Consider the following 17510-nt stretch of genomic DNA (forward strand, 5'->3'; position numbering starts at 1 on the left):
GCGCACCTCCATGTCGAGAACACGAGGCCGCGGCCGCGGCGGTTCGCCGCTAGCCCGCGGTCTGCTTGTGCTTGCGCACCGTCGCCTGCGCCGTCGCCGCCAGCCGCGCGAGCCTGGCGTCGCCGAGCGCGGTCACCATGCTGCCGAGCCCGTTGGTGACGAACGCGATCGACATGCCGAGATCCGGATCGGCGTAGGCGCCGGACCCACCGACGCCGTAGTGGCCGAACGCGTGCCGTGGCTGCTGCTTGGACATCAGGACCGGGCGGTGGTAGCCGAGCGTGAAGTGGATCGGCACGCCGAGCACGTAGTCCCGGCTGTGCGTCGGCTGCACCTGGCTGATGGTCTCGATCGTCCGCGGGGCCAGGAACCGCCCGCCTTGCTCGGGGCCGCGCGTCTTCCGGTCCGAACCGGTCGGGTGGACCATGCCGCCGTTGGCCAGCGCGCCGTACATCCGCGCCAGGGCGCGCGCGGAGAACACGCCGTTCCAGCCCGGCATCACCGAGTCGTGCACGCGGGGATCGCGGACCAGCTCGTCGAAGCTCTCCGGCATCCCCGCCTCGGCCAGCCCGCGCACCGGCCGCACCCAGGACAGCACCGAGGAGGCGGTGTTCCAGCGGACACCCGGCGGGCCGAGGTGGCGATAGATCTTGGCGATCCGGTGCCGTTCGGATTCCGGAACGCGGAACCAGTACTCGTCCAGGCCGAGCGGCTCGGCGATCTCGGTGCGCAGCACCTCGGTGAACGGCGTTCCCGTCGCTCGTTGCACGAGCTCGGCGACCAGCCAGCCGAAGGTGATCGCGTGATAGCCGGAAGTGCGGATGCGGCGGGGGTCCGGCGGGCTGTCGGCCAGCGCACGGACCACGGCGTCGTAGTGCAGGATGCCTTCCCGCCCGGGAACCAGGCCGCGCACCCGGTGCAGACCGGCGCGGTGGCAGAGCACGTCACGGACGGTGATGTCGTCTTTGCCGTGCGCGGCGAACTCCGGCCAGTACTCGGCCATCGGGATGTCGTAGTCGATCAGCCCGCGTTCGGCCAAGCGGTGTACGACGGTGGACGCAACGCCCTTGCCGGTGGAGAAGGTCAGCGCGACGGTATCGCCGTTCCAGCGCCGTTCCTTGTCCGCCCAGCCTGCCCAGATGTCGACCACGGGCTTGCCGTCGAGGTAGACCGCCAGCGCCCCGCCGCCGCGAGCGGGCTGGGCGAACAGGCCGAAGAACTGATCGGCCAGCCGGATGAAACGCGGATCGACCAGCATCTCGTGCGGCGCGGCCAGCTTCCCGCCTGGCGCATCGGCGGGCTCGAAATCGTCCGCCGCCATTGCCGAAACCATGGGGTCACCTCCTGACCGCCGTTATCCGGGCTGGTCAACCAGGGTAACCCGTTCAATGGGTCTGCCAGAGCCCAAAAGGCGTCGCAATGCACGCGTCGCCGCTGTCGGCGTTCCACGCGAAGGCCGCCGCGCCCAGGCAGACGACCGCCTGCTCGGCGGTCTCCACCCCCGCTCGCGACCCTTCCAGCGCGATCGAGATCGCGAACGTCCGCACGCCCGGCGCTGTGGTCGAGGTCATCGCGACGGCATCAGGGCCGAAGCCGAGCGCGACGGGAACCCCGCCCGCGCCCTCGCTCGCGCCGACGCCCCCCGCCGCGCCGATGCCGATGGCCGTCGCGCCCGAGGTCGCGTTGGCGTAGCCGACCCCGTCGATCCCGCTGGCCGTGGCGAGGCCGTAGTCATCGGTCGCCGCGCGGCAGGCCGTCTCCCCATTGATGCGGGTGATATCGGTTCCGCCTTCCGATCGGCAGTGCACGTCGGCGGCGGCGGCCATGCCAGGGACGACCAGGGAGCCTCCGATCGCCGCGGTCGAACACACGATTGCGCTGATCAGCTTCACCGGGGGGGCTCCTCTCACACCAGAAATCCCACCATACCCAGAGCCATTGGCCGCGATTCGTTTCCGGCTCCGGCTCGACGGGCGCTCGGTCGATGGTGTATTCATGGCGTGGTATTTCAAGCGCAGCCAAGGCAACTTCGGATTACGGGGGCGTGAGTTCGCCGGCGTTACAGCTCGGGAGGACTGTACGTGTCTCGTCAACTGACCTGGGGGCGTCTCGCCTTCGCCGGACTGGCCGTCGCGGCCGGATTGTCGCTGGTCGGCTGTACTTCCACGGTCAGCGGTACCGCACAGCCCGCGGTGGACGGGACGATCGACGCGGTGTCGGTGACCAACACGCCGAAGCCGTCCTCGGGCAAGCCCACGCCGAGCACCGGCAAGCCGACGACGAGCAAGCCGAGCGGAAGCACCGATTTCGACGCGAGCATCGGCGACTGCGTGAAGCTCGGCGGCACCACCACCAACGCCACCATCGAGAAGGCGTCGTGCGGCAGCCGCGAGTCGAACTACAAGGTGATCGCGAAGGCGGCGAAGAGCTCGCAGTGCAGCAGCGACGCCGACAACTACTACGCCGAGACGATCAACGGCATCGAACAGGGCGCGCTGTGCCTGGACATCGACTGGGTGGTCGGCGGCTGCATGGACGTCGGCGGTGACGACCCCAAGCGCATCGACTGCACCGGTTCGTCGCCGGTGAAGGGCGTCAAGGTGGTCAAGCGCGTGGACAGCGCCGACGACGTGAACGTCTGCGGCAGCGGCACGGGATACGTCTACGACAAGCGCCGTTTCGTCATCTGCGTCCAGGAACTCTGAGCCGGACTTCCCAACGCCTGCCTGCCGCTAGGTTGGGTGGGTGAGCACCACCGAGCTACCGCGGTTGCGGTCGGGCACCGGTCGCTGGATCCTGCTGGCCACCATCCTCGGCTCGTCGGTCGCCTCGCTCGACGCGACGGTCGTGAACATCGCGCTGCCGCGGATCGGGGAATCGCTGGAGACCGATGTCGCAGGGTTGCAGTGGACGTTGAACGGCTACACCCTCACCCTCGCGTCGTTCATCCTGCTCGGCGGCTCGCTCGGCGACAAGCTCGGCCGCCGCAAAGTCTTCGTCTGGGGAACCGCGGCTTTCGCGGTCGCATCGGTGCTGTGCGGTGTCGCGACCTCCATCGAACTGCTGGTCGCGGCGCGGATCCTGCAGGGCGTCGCGGGCGCGCTGCTCACGCCGGGCAGTCTGGCGCTGATCTCATCGTCCATCGATCGCCGCGATCAAGGCGCCGCGATCGGCCTGTGGTCGGGCTTCGGCGGGGTGGCGGGCGCGCTGGGGCCGTTCCTCGGCGGCTGGCTCATCGAGCTCGCGGGTTGGCGGTCCATCTTCTTCCTGAACGTTCCGCTCACCCTCGTCGTCGTGCTGGTCGCGTTGCGGCACGTGCCAGAGAGCCGCGATCCCGACGCCGCCCCGGAACTGGACGTGCCCGGCGCGCTCGTGGTGGCGCTGGCTCTCGGTGCGTTGACTCTCGGACTGATCGACACCGTGCCCGTGCTCATCGGCGCCGGCGTCGTGCTGCTGCTGGCTTTCGTCGCGATCGAACTGCGCAGCGACCACCCGCTGGTGCCTCCGTCGCTGTTCGGCTCGCGGGTGTTCACCGCGGCGAATCTCGTGACGCTCGCGGTCTACGCCGCTCTCGGCGGCGTCTTCTTCTTGCTGGTGCTGGAACTGCAACTGGTCGCTGGGTACACGCCGCTGATGTCCGGCGTCGCGACGGTGCCGATCACGCTGATCATGCTGGCGCTGTCGGCTCCCGCCGGGCGCTGGGCGCAGCGGCACGGGCCGCGCATCCCGATGACCGCGGGACCGCTGCTGGCTGCGGCGGGGTTGGTGCTGTTGCTGCGGATCGGACCCGACACCACGTATTTCACCGATGTGCTGCCCGGTGTTCTCGTCTTCGGGCTCGGGCTCGCGGCGCTGGTCGCCCCGCTCACCGGCGCCGTGCTCGGCGCGGTGCCCGCGAGCGAGGCCGGCATCGCCTCCGGTGTGAACAACGCCGTCGCGCGCACCGCGCAACTGCTCGCGGTGGCGGCGCTGCCCGGACTCGCGGGCATCTCGGGTGCGCTGGGTGATCCGGCGGCTTTCGACGACGGTTTCGCCACCGCGATGTGGCTGTGCGCCGGGCTGCTGGTGATCGGCGCGGTGCTCGCCGCCGTGCTGCTGCGTCCGGTGCGGCACGCACCCACCCTCGACAGCGTCGATTGCATGCCGCAGTGCGCGGTCACGGGCCCCGCGGTGGCGCCGAGCGAAAAAATCAGCGGCCCGAACGCGTAGCTCGCGTCCGGGCCGCTCATCGCCGTGTCGCCGGCGCTCAGATCGGGAGGAACCCCGCGCCGACGCCGCCGCGCGCGTTGATGTCGGCCATGATCGCGCTCATGTTGGTCCCGACCTCGGGACCGAAGCACGCGATGGCCAGGTAGGCGTTCACCATGCCGACCAGCGTCGAACCGACGACGACCGGCGCGCCGGAGTCGCCTTCCACGACGCACATCTGGCTCCAGGTCTCGACGTTCGTCCGGAAGATGTCGCCCCAGGCGATACCGCAGGTGTTGCCGGTGGTGCGCCCTTCTTTGCAGACGATCTGCGGGAAGTTGGCCGGTCCGCCGAGATTGGTGATGGTCACGTTGCCGACCCGGTTCACCGGCGTGATCCTGCCCGGATCGAACTGGATGACGGCGTAGTCCAGATCGTGGTTGGAGTACACGAAACGGCCGATCACGCCCGAGCCGCGATCGGCTTCGGCGTAGACCTGCGCGCCGGGGTCGCCGCAGTGACCCGCGGTCAGGCCGACCAGACGTCCCGCGTTGTCGTGGCCGACCGTCGTGACCGTGCACTCGAACTGGTTGTCGATGATGATGCCGGATCCACCGCCCAACACCGGCGGGCCCGGGTCGGCGTTAGCGGCCCCTGTGCCCGTGCCGAGCAGCGCCGCGCCCAGGGCGACGGCGAAGGCGGCATTGGCCACCTTGGCGAGTTTGCTGAACATGTCCCTCCAGACGTCGGAAGCCCGCACGATATCAATCTGTCGCACCCATCGTGTCAGTAATCGGTCTCGGGCGCGTCACCACTACGGGGGTTGTCCCCACTGCCCTGCGCTTCAATCCACTTTCATACAACCGTGACCAAATGTATCTTATGCGCCCAATAGCGATTAGCTATCGCAATTGTGAAAAGCGGGTGACCGTTAGTGTCTCGGTGATAGTAAGGAGACGTCGCGTTGGTCTCCGGAAACAAATCTGATTTTCGATGAGAATTATCCGAAGTAATTCGCCGAATCGCCGGAAGCGATCGAGCATTCCCGCAGTTCGGCTGTAGCTTGTGCCAGAGCTCGACTGGTCACCTTTGGGGTCGTTCCCAATGTTCTGCGCCTCAACCATTGCTTTTCCGCGGCGGTGACAGACATCTATGACTGCGATCACAAGTGGATGGTGTGTTCTGCACTACTCCGTAGTAAGGTGCGTCAAGCAAACGAGTCGTCGGGGCAACCAACCGGCGTCGAGGAGGATCAGCCAGTGCAGTCGACCGAGAGTCCACCATCAGGGTCACGGTTCAGTGGTGCGGTCGATTGGACGAGATCTTATTGGCAAGATCATCCCAAGCGATCGCTGGAGACCTTCGGCAGGCAGATCACGATGGGCTTCGCCGCGGTCGCCGAACTGTTCGTCTCGATTTTCCGCAAGCGCTTCCCGTTCGGGGAGTTCGTCCGGCAGTGCGCCTTCATGGCCAGTGTCTCCGCGGCGCCGACCCTGCTGGTCGCCATCCCGATCGGCGTCATCGTCTCCATTCAGGTCGGCTCGGTCGCCGGACAGGTCGGCGCCACCTCGTTCATCGGCGCGGCCAACGGCCTCGGCATCATTCAGCAGGGCGCCCCGCTGGTCACCTCGCTGATGATCGCGGGCGCCGTCGGCTCCGCGGTCTGCGCCGATCTCGGTTCGCGCACCATTCGCGAGGAGATCGACGCCATGAAGGTGATGGGCGTCGATCCGATGCGCAGGCTGGTCGCTCCGCGCCTCGGCGCCGCGATGCTGGTCAGTGTGCTGCTGTGCGGCTTCGTCGTCTTCGTCGGCTTCCTGACCGGCTACATCTTCAATATCTTCGCGCAGAACGGTACGCCGGGTTCCTACGTCGGCACCTTCTCTTCGTTCGCGGTGACCACCGATCTGCTTGTCGCGCTGGCGAAATCGCTCATTTTCGGTCTGCTGGCGGCAATCATCGCGTGCGACACCGGATTGAACACCCGCGGTGGTCCCGGCGGTGTCGCGAACTCGGTGAATTCCGCGGTGGTGAGCTCCGCCATCATGCTGTTCGGGGTGAACCTCATCATCACCCAGGTTTACAACGCACTATTCCCGTCACAGGTGGTCTGAGCCGGTGTCATCAACCTATGTACCGCCGCTGTTGCGGCCGCTGCAAGCGTTCCGGAAATCCGCGCAGGCTCCGGTCGATTGGCTCGCCAGGCTCGGCCACCAGGTGTTCTTCCTGTTGCGCTCGATCGGCTCGATTCCGCTGGCGCTGCGGCACTACCCCAAGGAAGTGTGGCGCCTGCTCTCGGACGTCACCTGGGGCAACGGCAATCTCGTCGTCGGCGGCGGCACCATCGGCGTCGTCGTCATTCTGAGCGCGTTCGGCGGCATGACCGTCGGCATCCAGGGTTACAACTCGCTGAACCTGCTCGGCCTGAGTCCGATCACCGGTGCGATCTCGGCGTTCGCGACGACGCGCGAACTCGGCCCGCTGCTCGCGACGCTGGCCTTCGCCGCCCAGGCGGGGTGCCGGTTCACCGCGCAGCTCGGCGCCATGCGCATCTCCGAGGAGATCGACGCGCTCGAGTCCATCGCCATCCGGCCGCTGCCGTATCTGATCAGCACCAGGATGTTCGCGGCGATGGTCGCCATCATCCCGCTCTACTGCCTCGGCCTCACGATGGCCTACGTCTCCTGCTCGCTGACCGTGCAGCTGATCGGCGGCACCGCCACCGGCACCTACCAGCACTACTTCTATCAGTTCCTGGTCCCGACCGACGTCATCTACTCGCTGATCAAGGCGATCCTGTTCGTCGCGATCACCACGTTCATCCAGTGCTACTACGGCTTCTTCGCCTCCGGTGGCCCCGAGGGCGTCGGCGTGGCCGCGGGCCGCGCGATCAAGATGTGCATCATCGCGGTCGTTTTCGCGAACCTGTTCATGACATTGGCGATCTGGGGTGTCAACCCCGGCATCCGTATCTCGGGGTAGACACCACATGATCATTGATCCCAGTGGGCGCGGGCCCACGATGCGGCAGCTGCTCATCGCAGGCGTGTGCGGTCTGGTCGTGTTCGCGTTGGTGCTCAGTGTCCTGATGCTGCGCTACAAGGGGTACTTCCAGGAGAAGGTCAACGTCACCGCGAACCTGACCACCACCGGTGACGGTCTGCCCGAGCAGGCCGACGTCAAGTTCCGCGGCGTGCTCGTCGGCGCGGTGAAGACCGTCGACGTCGCGGCCAAGGGCGAGCTGCAGAAGGTCAGGATCGAGATGAAGCCGGAGTTCGCCGGTGACATCCCGGCCAACGTGACCGCTCGCGTGGTGCCGAGCAACCTGTTCGCCGTCACCTCCGTCGAACTCGTCTTCAACGGTCCCGCCGACCAGTACCTGCACGAAGGCTCGGTCATCGAGGAGGACCGCAGCAAAGGCACCATCGCGCTGCAGGACACGCTCACCACGGTCCGCAACATCCTCGACAAGATCGACCCTGTGCAGTTCGGCCGGGTGCTCGGCACCCTGTCCCAGGCGCTGGACGGCAGCGGCCGGATGCCCGGCTCCACCGTCGAGCGGCTGGACCGCTGGCTGCTCGCCGTCGACGAGTCGATTCCCGATCTCGGTGTGCTGCTCAGCGACTTCTCCGCGTCGTTCAACGCGCTCAACCAGTCCGCGCCCGAGCTGGTCGACGTGCTCGGCAGCTCGGTGCAGACCGCGCGCACCATCGCCGACCGGCGCAGCGAGCTGGTCTCGCTGATCACCGGCACCAGCGGAACCATCGACACGGTGAACGGGCTGTTCGCCCGTAACCCGAATGTGGGCATCGAGGTCACCGCGGGCACGAACGACATGTTCGGCGCGCTCGCCGCGGACCCGGACGCGATCACCAGGAGCCTGCTGAACCTCAGCGAGACCATGCGCCGGATGGACACCACCTTCAAGTGGGGTCCGCAGAAGCAGCAGGTCTGGGACGCGGGCATCACGCTCACCCCGTACCGGCCCTACACCGTGGCCGACTGCCCGCGCTACGGCGACATGGTCGGGCCGAGCTGCTACACCGCTCCCGCCGTCGCCGATGTCGGCGAGCTGCCGGAGCAGTTGAAGCCGCGCGCGCTGGCCTCGGCCGCCGGACTTCCTCCCGTGGTGCCGATGCCCGGTCTGCCGCTGATCCCCGGCGTCACCACCCCGGATCCGAACCGCGCCACGGCGGCCGCCCCGACCGGCGGCGCCCCCGCCCCGTTCGCGGGCACCCCGCTCGAGGGCCTGTTCCCGATGCTGCCGCCGGGCCTGCTCCCGCCGGCCCCGGCCCCCGCGGCTCCGGCCGCGGCGCCGGAGGGCGCCCCGTCGGCGGCGCCGATCTCCTACCGGGGTGACGCCGCGATCACCGCGCTGCTCGGCCGCCAGCCGACCACAGCCGAATACCTGCTGCTGAGCACGATCCTGAAGGGCGGAACCATGCAGGTGTCCGACAACGGTGCCGGCCGATGAGCATTCGCAAGCCGCTGATCGGATTCAGCATCTTCGCCATCGTATCGATCCTGGTGACGGTGGTGGTGTGGAACACGCTGGCGCGCATCGTCAGCGGCGACACCTACACCTACTCCGCCACGTTCTCCGACGTGCTCGGCCTGCACGAGGGCGACGACGTCCGCATGGCGGGCGTCCGGGTGGGCAAGGTCGAGAAGATCGAGCTGGGCCGCGACGCGAACCTCAAGAAGTCGGTCGCCAAGGTCACCTTCGTGGTGCAGCGGGACCAGACGATCTACAACGACACCAAAGCGCTGGTCCGCTACCAGAACCTGATCGGTCAGCGGTACGTGGCGCTGGCTCCGGGCAAGGCGTCGAATCCGGCGCCGCTGAAGAACAACGGTTCCATCCCGATCGATCGCACCGAGCCGTCGTTCGACGTGTCGGGTCTGCTGAACGGGTTCCAGCCGCTGTTCCAGGTGTTGCAGCCCGAGCAGGTCAACCGGCTGTCGGAGACGTTCATCCAGGCACTGCAGGGTGACGGCGTCTCGCTGAGCGCGTTCATCGTCCAGGCCGCCCAGCTGGCCACCGACTTCCAGCGCAGGGACGCGATCCTGTCCGATGTGATCACCAACCTGTCGGGCGTGATGTCGGGGTTGGCGAAACGAGGTGATGAATTGGAGACCCTGGTGACCCAGACCCGGGCCTTGATCGGCGGGCTGTACGAACAAGGACAGTCGTTGCTCGCCTCCACCGAGCAGATCGCGAGCGCGACCACGTCGGTGGTCGGCATGCTCGACCGGATCCAGCCGAGCCTGCGCAACGCGCAGAACTCCACCAGCGCGGCGCTGACGCTGCTGCTGGACAACGGCGCCAAGCTCGATCAAGCCGCGATCGACCTGCCGAACGTCTTGTCGGCGGCGGGCAGGCACACCTCGGAGGGCGGTTACGCCAACGCCTACCTGTGCGGCCTGGACGTGTCGCTCTACGGCGTGCTGTTCCCCCGCGGTCTGTTCTCCCAGATCGGTGGCACCTCGCACTCGGCGGTGTGCCGCCCATGATGACGAAACTCAGGTCCAGGTTCGACAGCAACCGGTACTTCTGGTTGGGCATCATCGGCGGCGCCCTCATCGTGGTGCTGCTGCTGGTGTCCAGCGTCTACAAGCTGATCGGCGTCGGCGAGCAGTCGATCAAGGCCGAATTCGTGCAGGCCGCGGGCATCAGGGTCGGCGACAAGGTGAACATCGCCGGGGTGTCCTCCGGGCGGGTGGTCGGCGCCGAACTCGAGGGCAGTCACGTGCTGCTCACGCTGAGCGTCAGCGACGACGTGAAACTCGGCCCGGACGCGCGTGCGTCGATCAAGATGGCCACGCTGCTCGGCGCGCGGTACGTCGACCTCGAGCCGGGCGACGGCTCGGGGCTGAAGAGCAAGCGGATTCCGGTCTCCAACACCTCGGTGCCGTACAACCTGGCCGACGTGGTGCAGGTCGGCACCCCGAAGTTCGAAGCGCTCGACACCAAGAAGCTGGCCGACTCGCTGAACCTGATCAACGAGCAGATGAACGGCTCGCCCCAGCTCACCGCCCAGGCGCTGGACAGCGTCGGCGCGCTGGCCAAGGTGATCGACAGCCGCAAGGCAGAGGTCGACACCCTGCTGAAGGACCTCGACCGGGTCACCCAGATCCTCGGCGACAACCGCAACAGCATCCTGCTGGTGATCACCCAGGGCGAGGCCATCGCCAACCGGGTGATGGAGCGCCAAGCGCTGCTGCGCCAGCTGCTGGACAACGTCGCGACGCTGACCAAGCAGCTGGAGGCGATCGGCGCGGAGAACAACGATCAGCTCGGCCCGACCATCCAGCAGCTGAACACCATGGCCGAGGGCCTGCAGAAGAACAAGGACAACCTGGACCGGATGCTGTCGATCATGCCGCCGACCCTGCGCTACCTGGCGAACTCCTGGGGTGGCAGCGGTCCGTACGGCGATGTCGGCCTGCCGTGGCTGTTCCCGGACAACTGGTTGTGCTTCGCCCAAGTCATCGAGGGGTGCCAGGGATGAGATTCCGCACGGGCTTTCCGCTGGCGGCCGTCGCGAAGACGGTCCTGATCAGCGCCGCCGCACTGACGGTAGGCAGTTGCTCGCTGCTGCCGAGTTCGGTGAACGACGCGTTGGGCAACACCCTGCAGATCACCGCCGACTTCGACAACATCGCGGGCATCTACGAGGGCAACCCGATCACGGTGCTCGGGCTCGACGTGGGCAAGGTCGACAAGATCGTCCCGAAGGGCACGCTGGTCGAGGTGCACATGTCCATCGACAAGGACGTGAAGATCCCGAAAGACGCCATCGCCGCGATCGTCTCGCCGTCCATCGTGACCGACCGGCACGTCGAACTCACCCCGGTCTACACCGGGGGCGCGACCCTGTCCGACGGCGATCATCTGCCCAAGGCCCGCACCAAGACGCCGGTCGAGCTGGACACGATGATCAAGACCATCGACCAGTTCGCGGCCGCGTTGAAGCCGGAGCCGGGTCAGGAGGGCATCGGCCCGCTGTCGGGCCGGGTGCTCTACCCGATGCTCAACGGCAACGGCGAGAAGATCCGCGACACCCTCAACGCGCTGTCCAGCGCGCTGAAGGTCGGCGTCGACAACAAGGACGCGATCTCCAGCATCATCATCAAGCTGAACGACCTCACCACCATGCTGGCCGAGAACGACCAGTCGGTGCGCGATTTCAGCAACCGGGTGACCCAGATGACCGGCCTGCTCGCCGAACAGGCTCCCGGTTTGCAGGCCACACTGGATCAGCTCCTCGCCTTCCTGCGGAACACGAGCACCACGCTGACGCAGTACCAGGATCAGCTGTCCGGCACGATGTCCGGCCTGACCAACGTGACCCAGCAGTTGCGCGACAACGCCTACGGCCTCACCGAGGTCGCCGACCTCGCGCCGATGGTCATGCAGAACGTCGACAACATCATCGACCGCGAGCACGGGCACGTCCGGTTGCACGCGGTGATCGGCACCGCGCTGTCGGGTGAGATCGTCAGCCTGTTCTGCGAACGCATCCAGATGAAGGCCGATGGTTGCCGCACCGGAAACATGCAGGACTTCGGACCCGACTACGGGCTCACCGCCGCACTGCTCGGACTGACGAAATGACGTACCGAATGACGATCAAGGCACGCAGGGCGCTGGTCGCCGTCGCCGCGGTGGCCGGTGTGGCGGTCACCTCCGGCTGCGGGCTCACCGTGGAGAAGCTGCCGCTGCCGAAACCGGGCCAGGGCGGGGAGACCTACACCATCCACGCGGTCTTCGAGAACGCGCTGAACCTGCCCGACCAGGCGAAGGTGAAGATCGGCGGTTCGGATGTCGGGGTGGTCACCGACATCAAGACCAAGAACTTCCAGGCCATCGTCGACCTGACCATCCGCAAGGACATCGAGCTGCCCGAGGGCAGCACGGCGGAGCTGCGGCAGGCCACTCCCCTCGGTGACGTGTTCGTCGCGGTGTCCAAGCCGAAGACCGAGCCAGGGGCGGCGATGCTGCACGACGGCGACACCCTCACCATCGACAGCACCTCCGCGGGCGCGACCGTCGAGCAGTTGCTGATCTCGGTCTCCATGCTGTTCAACGGCGGCGGCATCGCCAGCCTCTCCAAGCTCGGCTCGGAGCTGGACTCCATCGTCGGCGGCCGGGGCGAGCAGCTCGCTCACCTGATCACCGAGATGACCGGCGTCGTCGGCAGTCTGAACGCCAACTCCGCGCGGGTGGACAGCGTGCTCGGCGAGTTCAGCACGCTCGCGAACACCATCGAGGGCAGGCGGGCGGAACTCGGCGAGGTGGCCGACACGCTGCCGCAGATGATCGGCGCCATCGCCGAGAACAACCGGGCCCTGGGCGATCTGCTCACCAAGTTGTCCACCACCAGCGCCGCCCTGGGCGACTACGCGAACACCTCGACCGAGACCCTGAACGGACTGCTGGACAACACGCGTCAGCTGATGGACGCGATCGCCAAGACCGGTGACGGCTTCGGCGTCCTGCTGGACCGGCTGCGGGTGATCCGGCCGAAGGTGGACGCGACCTTCCGCGGCAGCAGCTTCGCGGTCTACGCGACCGCGACGAACCTGGACATCAGCGCGCTCACCGATCCGGAGCACGGCAAGATCCAGGACCTCAACGACCTGCAGGACTTCGCGGGCAGCCTGATCCAGGTGCTGCAACTGGTCCAGAGCCGAGTGGCGGGAGGACAGCGATGACCTCCGCGCGCAAGCTGTTCGGCAGCAAGATCTTCCTGTCGAACCTGGGTCTTGTGCTCGTGCTGCTGGTCGGCGCCGCGTACCTGATGATCAACGTCATGCGGGTGAACCCGCTGCGGTCCGACTACACGGTCACGGTGAATCTGGACCGCTCCGGTGGTCTGCAGCCCGGCAACGACGTGACGTTACGCGGCTGGCGCATCGGCAAGGTGACCTCGATCGAGCTGACCGATCGCGGCCAGTCCATCGCCGCCACCGCGCAGATCGAGTCGAAGTACAAGATCCCGGTGGACACCCAGATCGCGGTGCAGGCGCTGTCCGGTGCGGGTGAGCAGTACATCGACTTCCGGCCGAACGCCGAGCAGGGGCCGTATCTGGCCAACGGCGCGGTGATCAAGTTCAATCCGGACAAGATCCACACGCCCACGCCGGTGTGGTCGGTGCTGGACAACGCCAGCGCCCTGATCGCCCAGATCAACCCCGATCACTTCCAGGTCATCCTCAACGAGCTGGACATCGCGCTCAGCGGCGGCCCGGATCAGCTGCGCGGGTTGGTCAACGGCATCAGCTTGGCGATGGCGGGCCTGGACTCGCTGCTGCCGCAGACCACGAACCTGATCACCAACTTGCGCACCATCGCGAACACCACGTCCATGGCGCAACCGGATCTGGCCACGCTGACCCGCAACTCCGGCGTGCTGTTCGAGCAGTTCAACAACGCCAACGCGGAACTGCAACGAGTGCTCGAGCAGGCGCCGGGCCAGCTCACCAGCCTGGGTGCGGTGGTGGACAAGACGGCCGATCCGATCACCAGCCTGGCCACCAATTTCCAGGCGATCACGAAAGCGGCGCAGCTGCGGCTGCCCGCGCTGCGCGCGCTGTTCCCCTCGCTCGCGGTCGGTGGCGAAGCGCTCGGCGTTCCGGCGCACGACGGCGAGTTCCACGCGATGATCGACATCTGGCCGCGGCCGTTCTGCACCTACAACACCCCGAAGATCCGCAACGAGGTCGTGCAGGACGGCACGATCCCGAAGTGGAACTACTGTGAGAACCCGCCGCCGGGTCAGCAGATCCGCGGCGCCGCCAACGCTCCGCGGCCGGACGTGCCGAACAACGGCGCGCACATGCCGCCGGGTGTGGATCCGAACGAGCGGACGCTGCCTCCGGTGCGGTGAGACGTACCCGGCCCTGCGGTCATCCCGCCGGCCGGGCATACTCGCCGGTGGAACGCTCGAGGTTCGCTGTCGCGGACCACTGAAGCCAATCGGTGCGCACCGACGCGCGCCGGGAAAGTGCAGGTTTTATCGATGTCTACCGACGACGCCGAGACCGGCAAGGACGCCGAGACCACGGCCGCCGCCTCCGACCAGGACACCGACGCGGTGACCGGGAAGTCGCAGGACGCCGCTGGCGCGGCGACGCCCGACCTGTCCAAGGCGGAGAAGGCAGACAAGGCCGAGGCAGGCGCGAAGCAACAGACAGCGAAGGGCGAGTCCCGCAAGGACGCACCCGCGCGGCCCGCGAAGTCCACGTCGCTTCCGCTGGTGGCCGCGTTCGTGGCCGGCGTGCTCGCGGTCGCGGCGATCACCGCGGTGGTGGTCTTCTTCTTGCAGGGCAAGGACCGCGGCGACAAGCTCGACGCGATCCGCGACTCCACCAACGCCGCGTGCGAATTCGGCAAGGACGTCTCGGTCTACGACTACTCCAAGAACCTCGACGACTACTTCGCCACGGTGAAGGCGGGCTCCTCGGGCGAGTTCCTCAAGGAGTTCGACGACGCGACCAAGGCGCTCAAGGACGCCATGGTGCAGGCGCAGGTCAAGTCGTGGGTCGACGACGTGCAGTGCGGCTACCAGTCCGGTGACAAGACCTCGGCCAAGGTGCTGGTGACCCTCACGCAGTACCGGACCAACTTCACCCAGGCCAACCCCGAGCGGCAGTTCGTCGTGGTGATCGCCCAGCTGTCGAAGTCGGGCGACAAGTGGCTGGTCGAGAAGCTCGATTCGCCGATGCTGAAGGGCGCGGGCACCGGCCTGCCTGGCGCTCCCGCACCGGGCGGTGCTCCGGCGCCGGGCGGCACTCCGCAGCCCGCACCGTCTGGTCAGCCCGCACCGCAGCCGGGCAACTAGCCGAGCGCCTCCGGCGGTGGGCCGAGCCACCACCGCCGGAGGTCATTCGGGCAGCCTGCGGCGCTTCGCCGCGCGATCAGAACAGCGTCAAAGCCTGTGGCGCCGACGGCGCGGCCGCCTTCCCCGCGGCCTTGTCCTTCGGCGCTTCCGGCGCCGTTGGCGTTTCCTCCACAGTCACCGCGAGCATTTCCACGGTGTTCGCCTCGGCGACAGCCGCGGTGACCGCGGCCTGCCGAGCCGCTTCTCCGGCCAGCGCATCGGCCTGTTCGTTGAAGTAGTTGCCGACATGCCCGCGGACCCAGCGGAACCGGACCGGGCCCGGCCTGCTCGCGATGGCCTGATCGATCTGCCGGACGAGTTCAACGTTCTTCACCGCGCCACCGGTCGAGGTGCGCCAGCCGTTGAGTCGCCACCCCGACACCCACTCCGAGGCGCACTTGATGGCGTAGAGCGAATCGCTCTCGATGAGCAGGGGTTCGGATCCGGGATGGGCGACGATCGCTTCCAGCACCGCGCGCAACTCCGCGACCTGATTGGTTCCCGACGCGGCTCCCCCACTCGCCGAAGAGCCCTGATGATTGACCCAAGCCCAGCCGATGGCGCCGCCGGGATTGCGGAGGCAGGATCCGTCGGTGCTCACGATGATCATGGCTGGCACCCTACGCAATCCGACCGACAAGATCGGTACCGTGGAATTCTTCTATCTCCCTTCGTAGCCGCGACTCCGTGCGCCGCAACGCCGATTTCACGGCGGCGTCCACCAAGCCTGCGCCCAGACGCCCGAGTGCCCCGCGAGGCGGACTGTACTCCGCCTCCGAGGTCAGCACCGAGCGTCCGTAACCGAGCGGGTCGAAGCGCAGCCGCAGCGTGCCGGAGAAACGCCCGCGCAGGGTGTACCCGATCACCGCGTTGGGGCGGTATTCGGTGATCTCACAGGTGGTGGTCGGTTGCCAGAGCGCGAGGCGGCTGCTGACGGCGAACACCGCGCCGAGCCCGCGGTCCCGGTCGCCGGTCGGTACGAAGTCCGCGATGCCGAACATCCAATCCGGTACGAAGAGATGGTTGTCGGTGTAGTTGAAAGCGACCTCGACAGGCGCTCCGACGTCACTCGCGTACTTGATGTGGCCCATAGGCCCTCCCTGTCCCACGACTGGCGTCAAAAGTACTACAGCTGTCCTCTTTATTCGAGAGCTCTGGGCGATTTGGTGCATGCAATCGCAAGATTGCGACCGAGTGGTTGCTTGGGAGAACCGGCCTCGCACGCCTGTTCAGAGCTGATCGACGATGTGCTCCGCGATCGGCATGGCCGAGGTCGCCGCAGGTGAGGGGGCATTGAGCAGATGCACCGAGCGCTCGGTGCGTTCGAGCAGGAAATCGTGCGCCAAGGTGCCGTCGCGCAAGACCGCCTGTGCGCGAATTCCGGCTTCCCGGGGAAGCAGATCGGCGAGGGTCAGCTCCGGGCAGTAGCGGCGGCACTGTGCCAGGTATCCCCGCTTGAACAGCGAATTGCGCAGCTCACGCAGTCCGGTGCGCACATTCGCCTTGGCGACGCGGTGGAAGCCGCTGAAGCCGAGCACTTCTCGTGCGTCGCGCAAGTCGACGCTGCCTTTGCGGTAGCCCTCCCTGGACAGGCCGAGCACCGCGTTCGGGCCGACGGTGAGCGTTCCGTCGATGGTCGGGCTCAGATGCACGCCGAGGAAAGGTAATTCGGGATCGGGAATCGGATATATCAACGTGCTGACCAGGCCGTTGCGCTCCTGCGGCAGCTGATAGTACTCCCCGCGGAAGGGAACGATGCGAAAGTTGGTGCGCAGTCCGGCCGCCCGTGCCATCCGGTCGGCTTGCAGCCCCGCGCAGACCACCAGGCGACGCGCCGTCCACGAGCCGGCCGGTCCGGCGGCGGTCACGGCGTCCGATGTCTCGGTGAGCGTCGCGACCTCGGCGCCGAACACGAATTCGCCTCCGGCGCTGCGCACTTCCCCGGCCAGCGCTTCGGTCACCGCGGTGAAGTCGACGATACCGGTGTCCGGGACGAAGAGCGCGCCGACACCGGTGACGTTCGGTTCTCGCCGCGCGAGTTCGGCGGCGTCGATCAGCTCGACATCCACCCCGTTGACGACGGATCGCTCGTGCAGTGCGAGCATGCGCGTGTACTCGGCGTCGTCTGTGGCGACCAGCAACTTGCCGCAGACCCGGTGTGGAATATCGTGTGCCGCCGCGAACTCCTTGGTCCAGCGCGCACCACGGCGGCACAGCCTGGCTTTCAGGCTGTCCGGCGGGTAGTAGATGCCGGAGTGGATGACGCCGCTGTTGTGCCCGGTTTGATGGACGGCAAGGCGCTCTGCTTTCTCCAGCAGCACCAGGCTGGCACCGGGATGGCGCGCCAGGATCCGGTGCGCGGTCGCCACTCCGACGATGCCGCCGCCGATGACGCAGAAGTCGTAGGCGCTCATGCCGAGCAGGGTAAGCGGTGGG

At 67.3% G+C, this 17510-nt stretch carries 17 protein-coding genes; 11 read left to right on the forward strand and 6 right to left on the reverse strand.

Annotated elements, in window-relative coordinates:
• Positions 1 to 49 precede the first annotated feature (49 nt).
• Both ACH49X_RS09600 and ACH49X_RS09605 read right to left on the reverse strand, forming a co-directional pair.
• Positions 50 to 1321 (reverse strand): serine hydrolase domain-containing protein, encoded by a 1272-nt coding sequence (locus ACH49X_RS09600; protein ID WP_323124365.1) that lies wholly within the window; start codon positions 1319 to 1321, stop codon positions 50 to 52.
• A gap of 64 nt (positions 1322 to 1385) precedes the next feature.
• On the reverse strand, positions 1386 to 1892 hold the full coding sequence (locus ACH49X_RS09605; protein ID WP_195079546.1) for a DUF6764 family protein: 507 nt from the start codon (positions 1890 to 1892) through the stop codon (positions 1386 to 1388).
• Positions 1893 to 2081: 189 nt separating this feature from the next.
• Here ACH49X_RS09605 and ACH49X_RS09610 point away from each other — a divergent pair, with 189 nt between their 5' ends.
• Together ACH49X_RS09610 and ACH49X_RS09615 are read left to right on the forward strand one after the other, a co-directional pair.
• Entirely contained in the window at positions 2082 to 2705 is a 624-nt protein-coding gene (locus ACH49X_RS09610; protein WP_195079545.1) for a hypothetical protein, read from the forward strand.
• Positions 2706 to 2745: 40 nt separating this feature from the next.
• Positions 2746 to 4209 (forward strand): MFS transporter, encoded by a 1464-nt coding sequence (locus ACH49X_RS09615; RefSeq protein WP_357207511.1) that lies wholly within the window; start codon positions 2746 to 2748, stop codon positions 4207 to 4209.
• 37 nt (positions 4210 to 4246) lie between these two features.
• Here ACH49X_RS09615 and ACH49X_RS09620 read toward each other — a convergent pair whose 3' ends face one another.
• Positions 4247 to 4921 (reverse strand): S1 family peptidase, encoded by a 675-nt coding sequence (locus tag ACH49X_RS09620; protein WP_195079543.1) that lies wholly within the window; start codon positions 4919 to 4921, stop codon positions 4247 to 4249.
• 526 nt (positions 4922 to 5447) lie between these two features.
• Between ACH49X_RS09620 and ACH49X_RS09625 the strand changes: the two genes are divergently transcribed.
• The 9 genes from ACH49X_RS09625 (at position 5448) to ACH49X_RS09665 (ending at position 15035) form a co-directional block, all read left to right on the forward strand.
• On the forward strand, positions 5448 to 6302 hold the full coding sequence (locus tag ACH49X_RS09625) for an ABC transporter permease (RefSeq protein ID WP_195079542.1): 855 nt from the start codon (positions 5448 to 5450) through the stop codon (positions 6300 to 6302).
• 4 nt (positions 6303 to 6306) lie between these two features.
• The gene (locus ACH49X_RS09630) at positions 6307 to 7170 is read left to right on the forward strand and encodes an ABC transporter permease (RefSeq protein WP_195079541.1); all 864 of its coding nucleotides are present in this window, start codon (positions 6307 to 6309) and stop codon (positions 7168 to 7170) included.
• Between the two features lie 7 nt (positions 7171 to 7177).
• Positions 7178 to 8662, forward strand: a complete 1485-nt coding sequence (locus tag ACH49X_RS09635) for an MCE family protein (RefSeq protein WP_195079540.1) — start codon at positions 7178 to 7180, stop codon at positions 8660 to 8662.
• On the forward strand, positions 8659 to 9702 hold the full coding sequence (locus ACH49X_RS09640) for an MCE family protein (protein WP_195079539.1): 1044 nt from the start codon (positions 8659 to 8661) through the stop codon (positions 9700 to 9702). Before ACH49X_RS09635 ends, ACH49X_RS09640 begins: the two co-directional genes overlap by 4 nt.
• A complete protein-coding gene (locus tag ACH49X_RS09645; protein WP_195079538.1) occupies positions 9702 to 10700 on the forward strand; it encodes an MCE family protein in 999 nt (332 codons plus the stop codon). Before ACH49X_RS09640 ends, ACH49X_RS09645 begins: the two co-directional genes overlap by 1 nt.
• Positions 10697 to 11806: an MlaD family protein gene (locus tag ACH49X_RS09650; protein ID WP_357106807.1), complete on the forward strand. Its 1110-nt coding sequence runs from the start codon at positions 10697 to 10699 to the stop codon at positions 11804 to 11806. Before ACH49X_RS09645 ends, ACH49X_RS09650 begins: the two co-directional genes overlap by 4 nt.
• An 8-nt stretch (positions 11807 to 11814) precedes the next feature.
• Positions 11815 to 12906 carry an MCE family protein gene (locus ACH49X_RS09655; RefSeq protein WP_357106804.1) on the forward strand — a complete coding sequence of 364 codons (1092 nt, stop codon included), beginning with the start codon at positions 11815 to 11817 and terminating at the stop codon, positions 12904 to 12906.
• The gene (locus tag ACH49X_RS09660; RefSeq protein WP_195079535.1) at positions 12903 to 14081 is read left to right on the forward strand and encodes an MlaD family protein; all 1179 of its coding nucleotides are present in this window, start codon (positions 12903 to 12905) and stop codon (positions 14079 to 14081) included. The genes ACH49X_RS09655 and ACH49X_RS09660 overlap by 4 nt, the downstream gene beginning before the upstream one ends.
• 132 nt (positions 14082 to 14213) lie before the next feature.
• Complete coding sequence (locus ACH49X_RS09665; RefSeq protein ID WP_195079534.1) at positions 14214 to 15035, forward strand: hypothetical protein; 822 nt, start codon at positions 14214 to 14216, stop codon at positions 15033 to 15035.
• A gap of 76 nt (positions 15036 to 15111) precedes the next feature.
• Here ACH49X_RS09665 and ACH49X_RS09670 read toward each other — a convergent pair whose 3' ends face one another.
• From ACH49X_RS09670 to lhgO, 3 genes are all read right to left on the reverse strand, one after another.
• Positions 15112 to 15684 carry a ribonuclease H gene (locus tag ACH49X_RS09670; protein ID WP_195079533.1) on the reverse strand — a complete coding sequence of 191 codons (573 nt, stop codon included), beginning with the start codon at positions 15682 to 15684 and terminating at the stop codon, positions 15112 to 15114.
• 10 nt (positions 15685 to 15694) lie between these two features.
• The gene (locus ACH49X_RS09675; protein WP_195079532.1) at positions 15695 to 16165 is read right to left on the reverse strand and encodes an SRPBCC family protein; all 471 of its coding nucleotides are present in this window, start codon (positions 16163 to 16165) and stop codon (positions 15695 to 15697) included.
• A gap of 138 nt (positions 16166 to 16303) precedes the next feature.
• Positions 16304 to 17488, reverse strand: coding sequence for an L-2-hydroxyglutarate oxidase (lhgO, locus tag ACH49X_RS09680; protein ID WP_357106799.1), 1185 nt, complete (start codon positions 17486 to 17488; stop codon positions 16304 to 16306).
• Positions 17489 to 17510: the final 22 nt, after the last annotated feature.

It is taken from the genome of Nocardia sp. NPDC019323, assembly GCF_044389845.1.
Lineage (GTDB): Bacteria > Actinomycetota > Actinomycetes > Mycobacteriales > Mycobacteriaceae > Nocardia > Nocardia implantans.

What these genes read in the sequence shown, in the direction of transcription:
- ACH49X_RS09600 (WP_323124365.1), bottom strand. Translation starts at nt 1,321, where the DNA reads ATGGCGGCGGACGATTTCGAGCCCGCCGATGCGCCAGGCGGGAAGCTG.
- ACH49X_RS09620 (WP_195079543.1), bottom strand. Translation starts at nt 4,921, where the DNA reads ATGTTCAGCAAACTCGCCAAGGTGGCCAATGCCGCCTTCGCCGTCGCC.
- ACH49X_RS09635 (WP_195079540.1), top strand. Translation starts at nt 7,178, where the DNA reads ATGATCATTGATCCCAGTGGGCGCGGGCCCACGATGCGGCAGCTGCTC.
- ACH49X_RS09640 (WP_195079539.1), top strand. Translation starts at nt 8,659, where the DNA reads ATGAGCATTCGCAAGCCGCTGATCGGATTCAGCATCTTCGCCATCGTA.
- ACH49X_RS09645 (WP_195079538.1), top strand. Translation starts at nt 9,702, where the DNA reads ATGACGAAACTCAGGTCCAGGTTCGACAGCAACCGGTACTTCTGGTTG.
- ACH49X_RS09650 (WP_357106807.1), top strand. Translation starts at nt 10,697, where the DNA reads ATGAGATTCCGCACGGGCTTTCCGCTGGCGGCCGTCGCGAAGACGGTC.
- ACH49X_RS09655 (WP_357106804.1), top strand. Translation starts at nt 11,815, where the DNA reads ATGACGATCAAGGCACGCAGGGCGCTGGTCGCCGTCGCCGCGGTGGCC.
- ACH49X_RS09660 (WP_195079535.1), top strand. Translation starts at nt 12,903, where the DNA reads ATGACCTCCGCGCGCAAGCTGTTCGGCAGCAAGATCTTCCTGTCGAAC.
- ACH49X_RS09665 (WP_195079534.1), top strand. Translation starts at nt 14,214, where the DNA reads ATGTCTACCGACGACGCCGAGACCGGCAAGGACGCCGAGACCACGGCC.
- ACH49X_RS09670 (WP_195079533.1), bottom strand. Translation starts at nt 15,684, where the DNA reads ATGATCATCGTGAGCACCGACGGATCCTGCCTCCGCAATCCCGGCGGC.
- ACH49X_RS09675 (WP_195079532.1), bottom strand. Translation starts at nt 16,165, where the DNA reads ATGGGCCACATCAAGTACGCGAGTGACGTCGGAGCGCCTGTCGAGGTC.
- lhgO (WP_357106799.1), bottom strand. Translation starts at nt 17,488, where the DNA reads ATGAGCGCCTACGACTTCTGCGTCATCGGCGGCGGCATCGTCGGAGTG.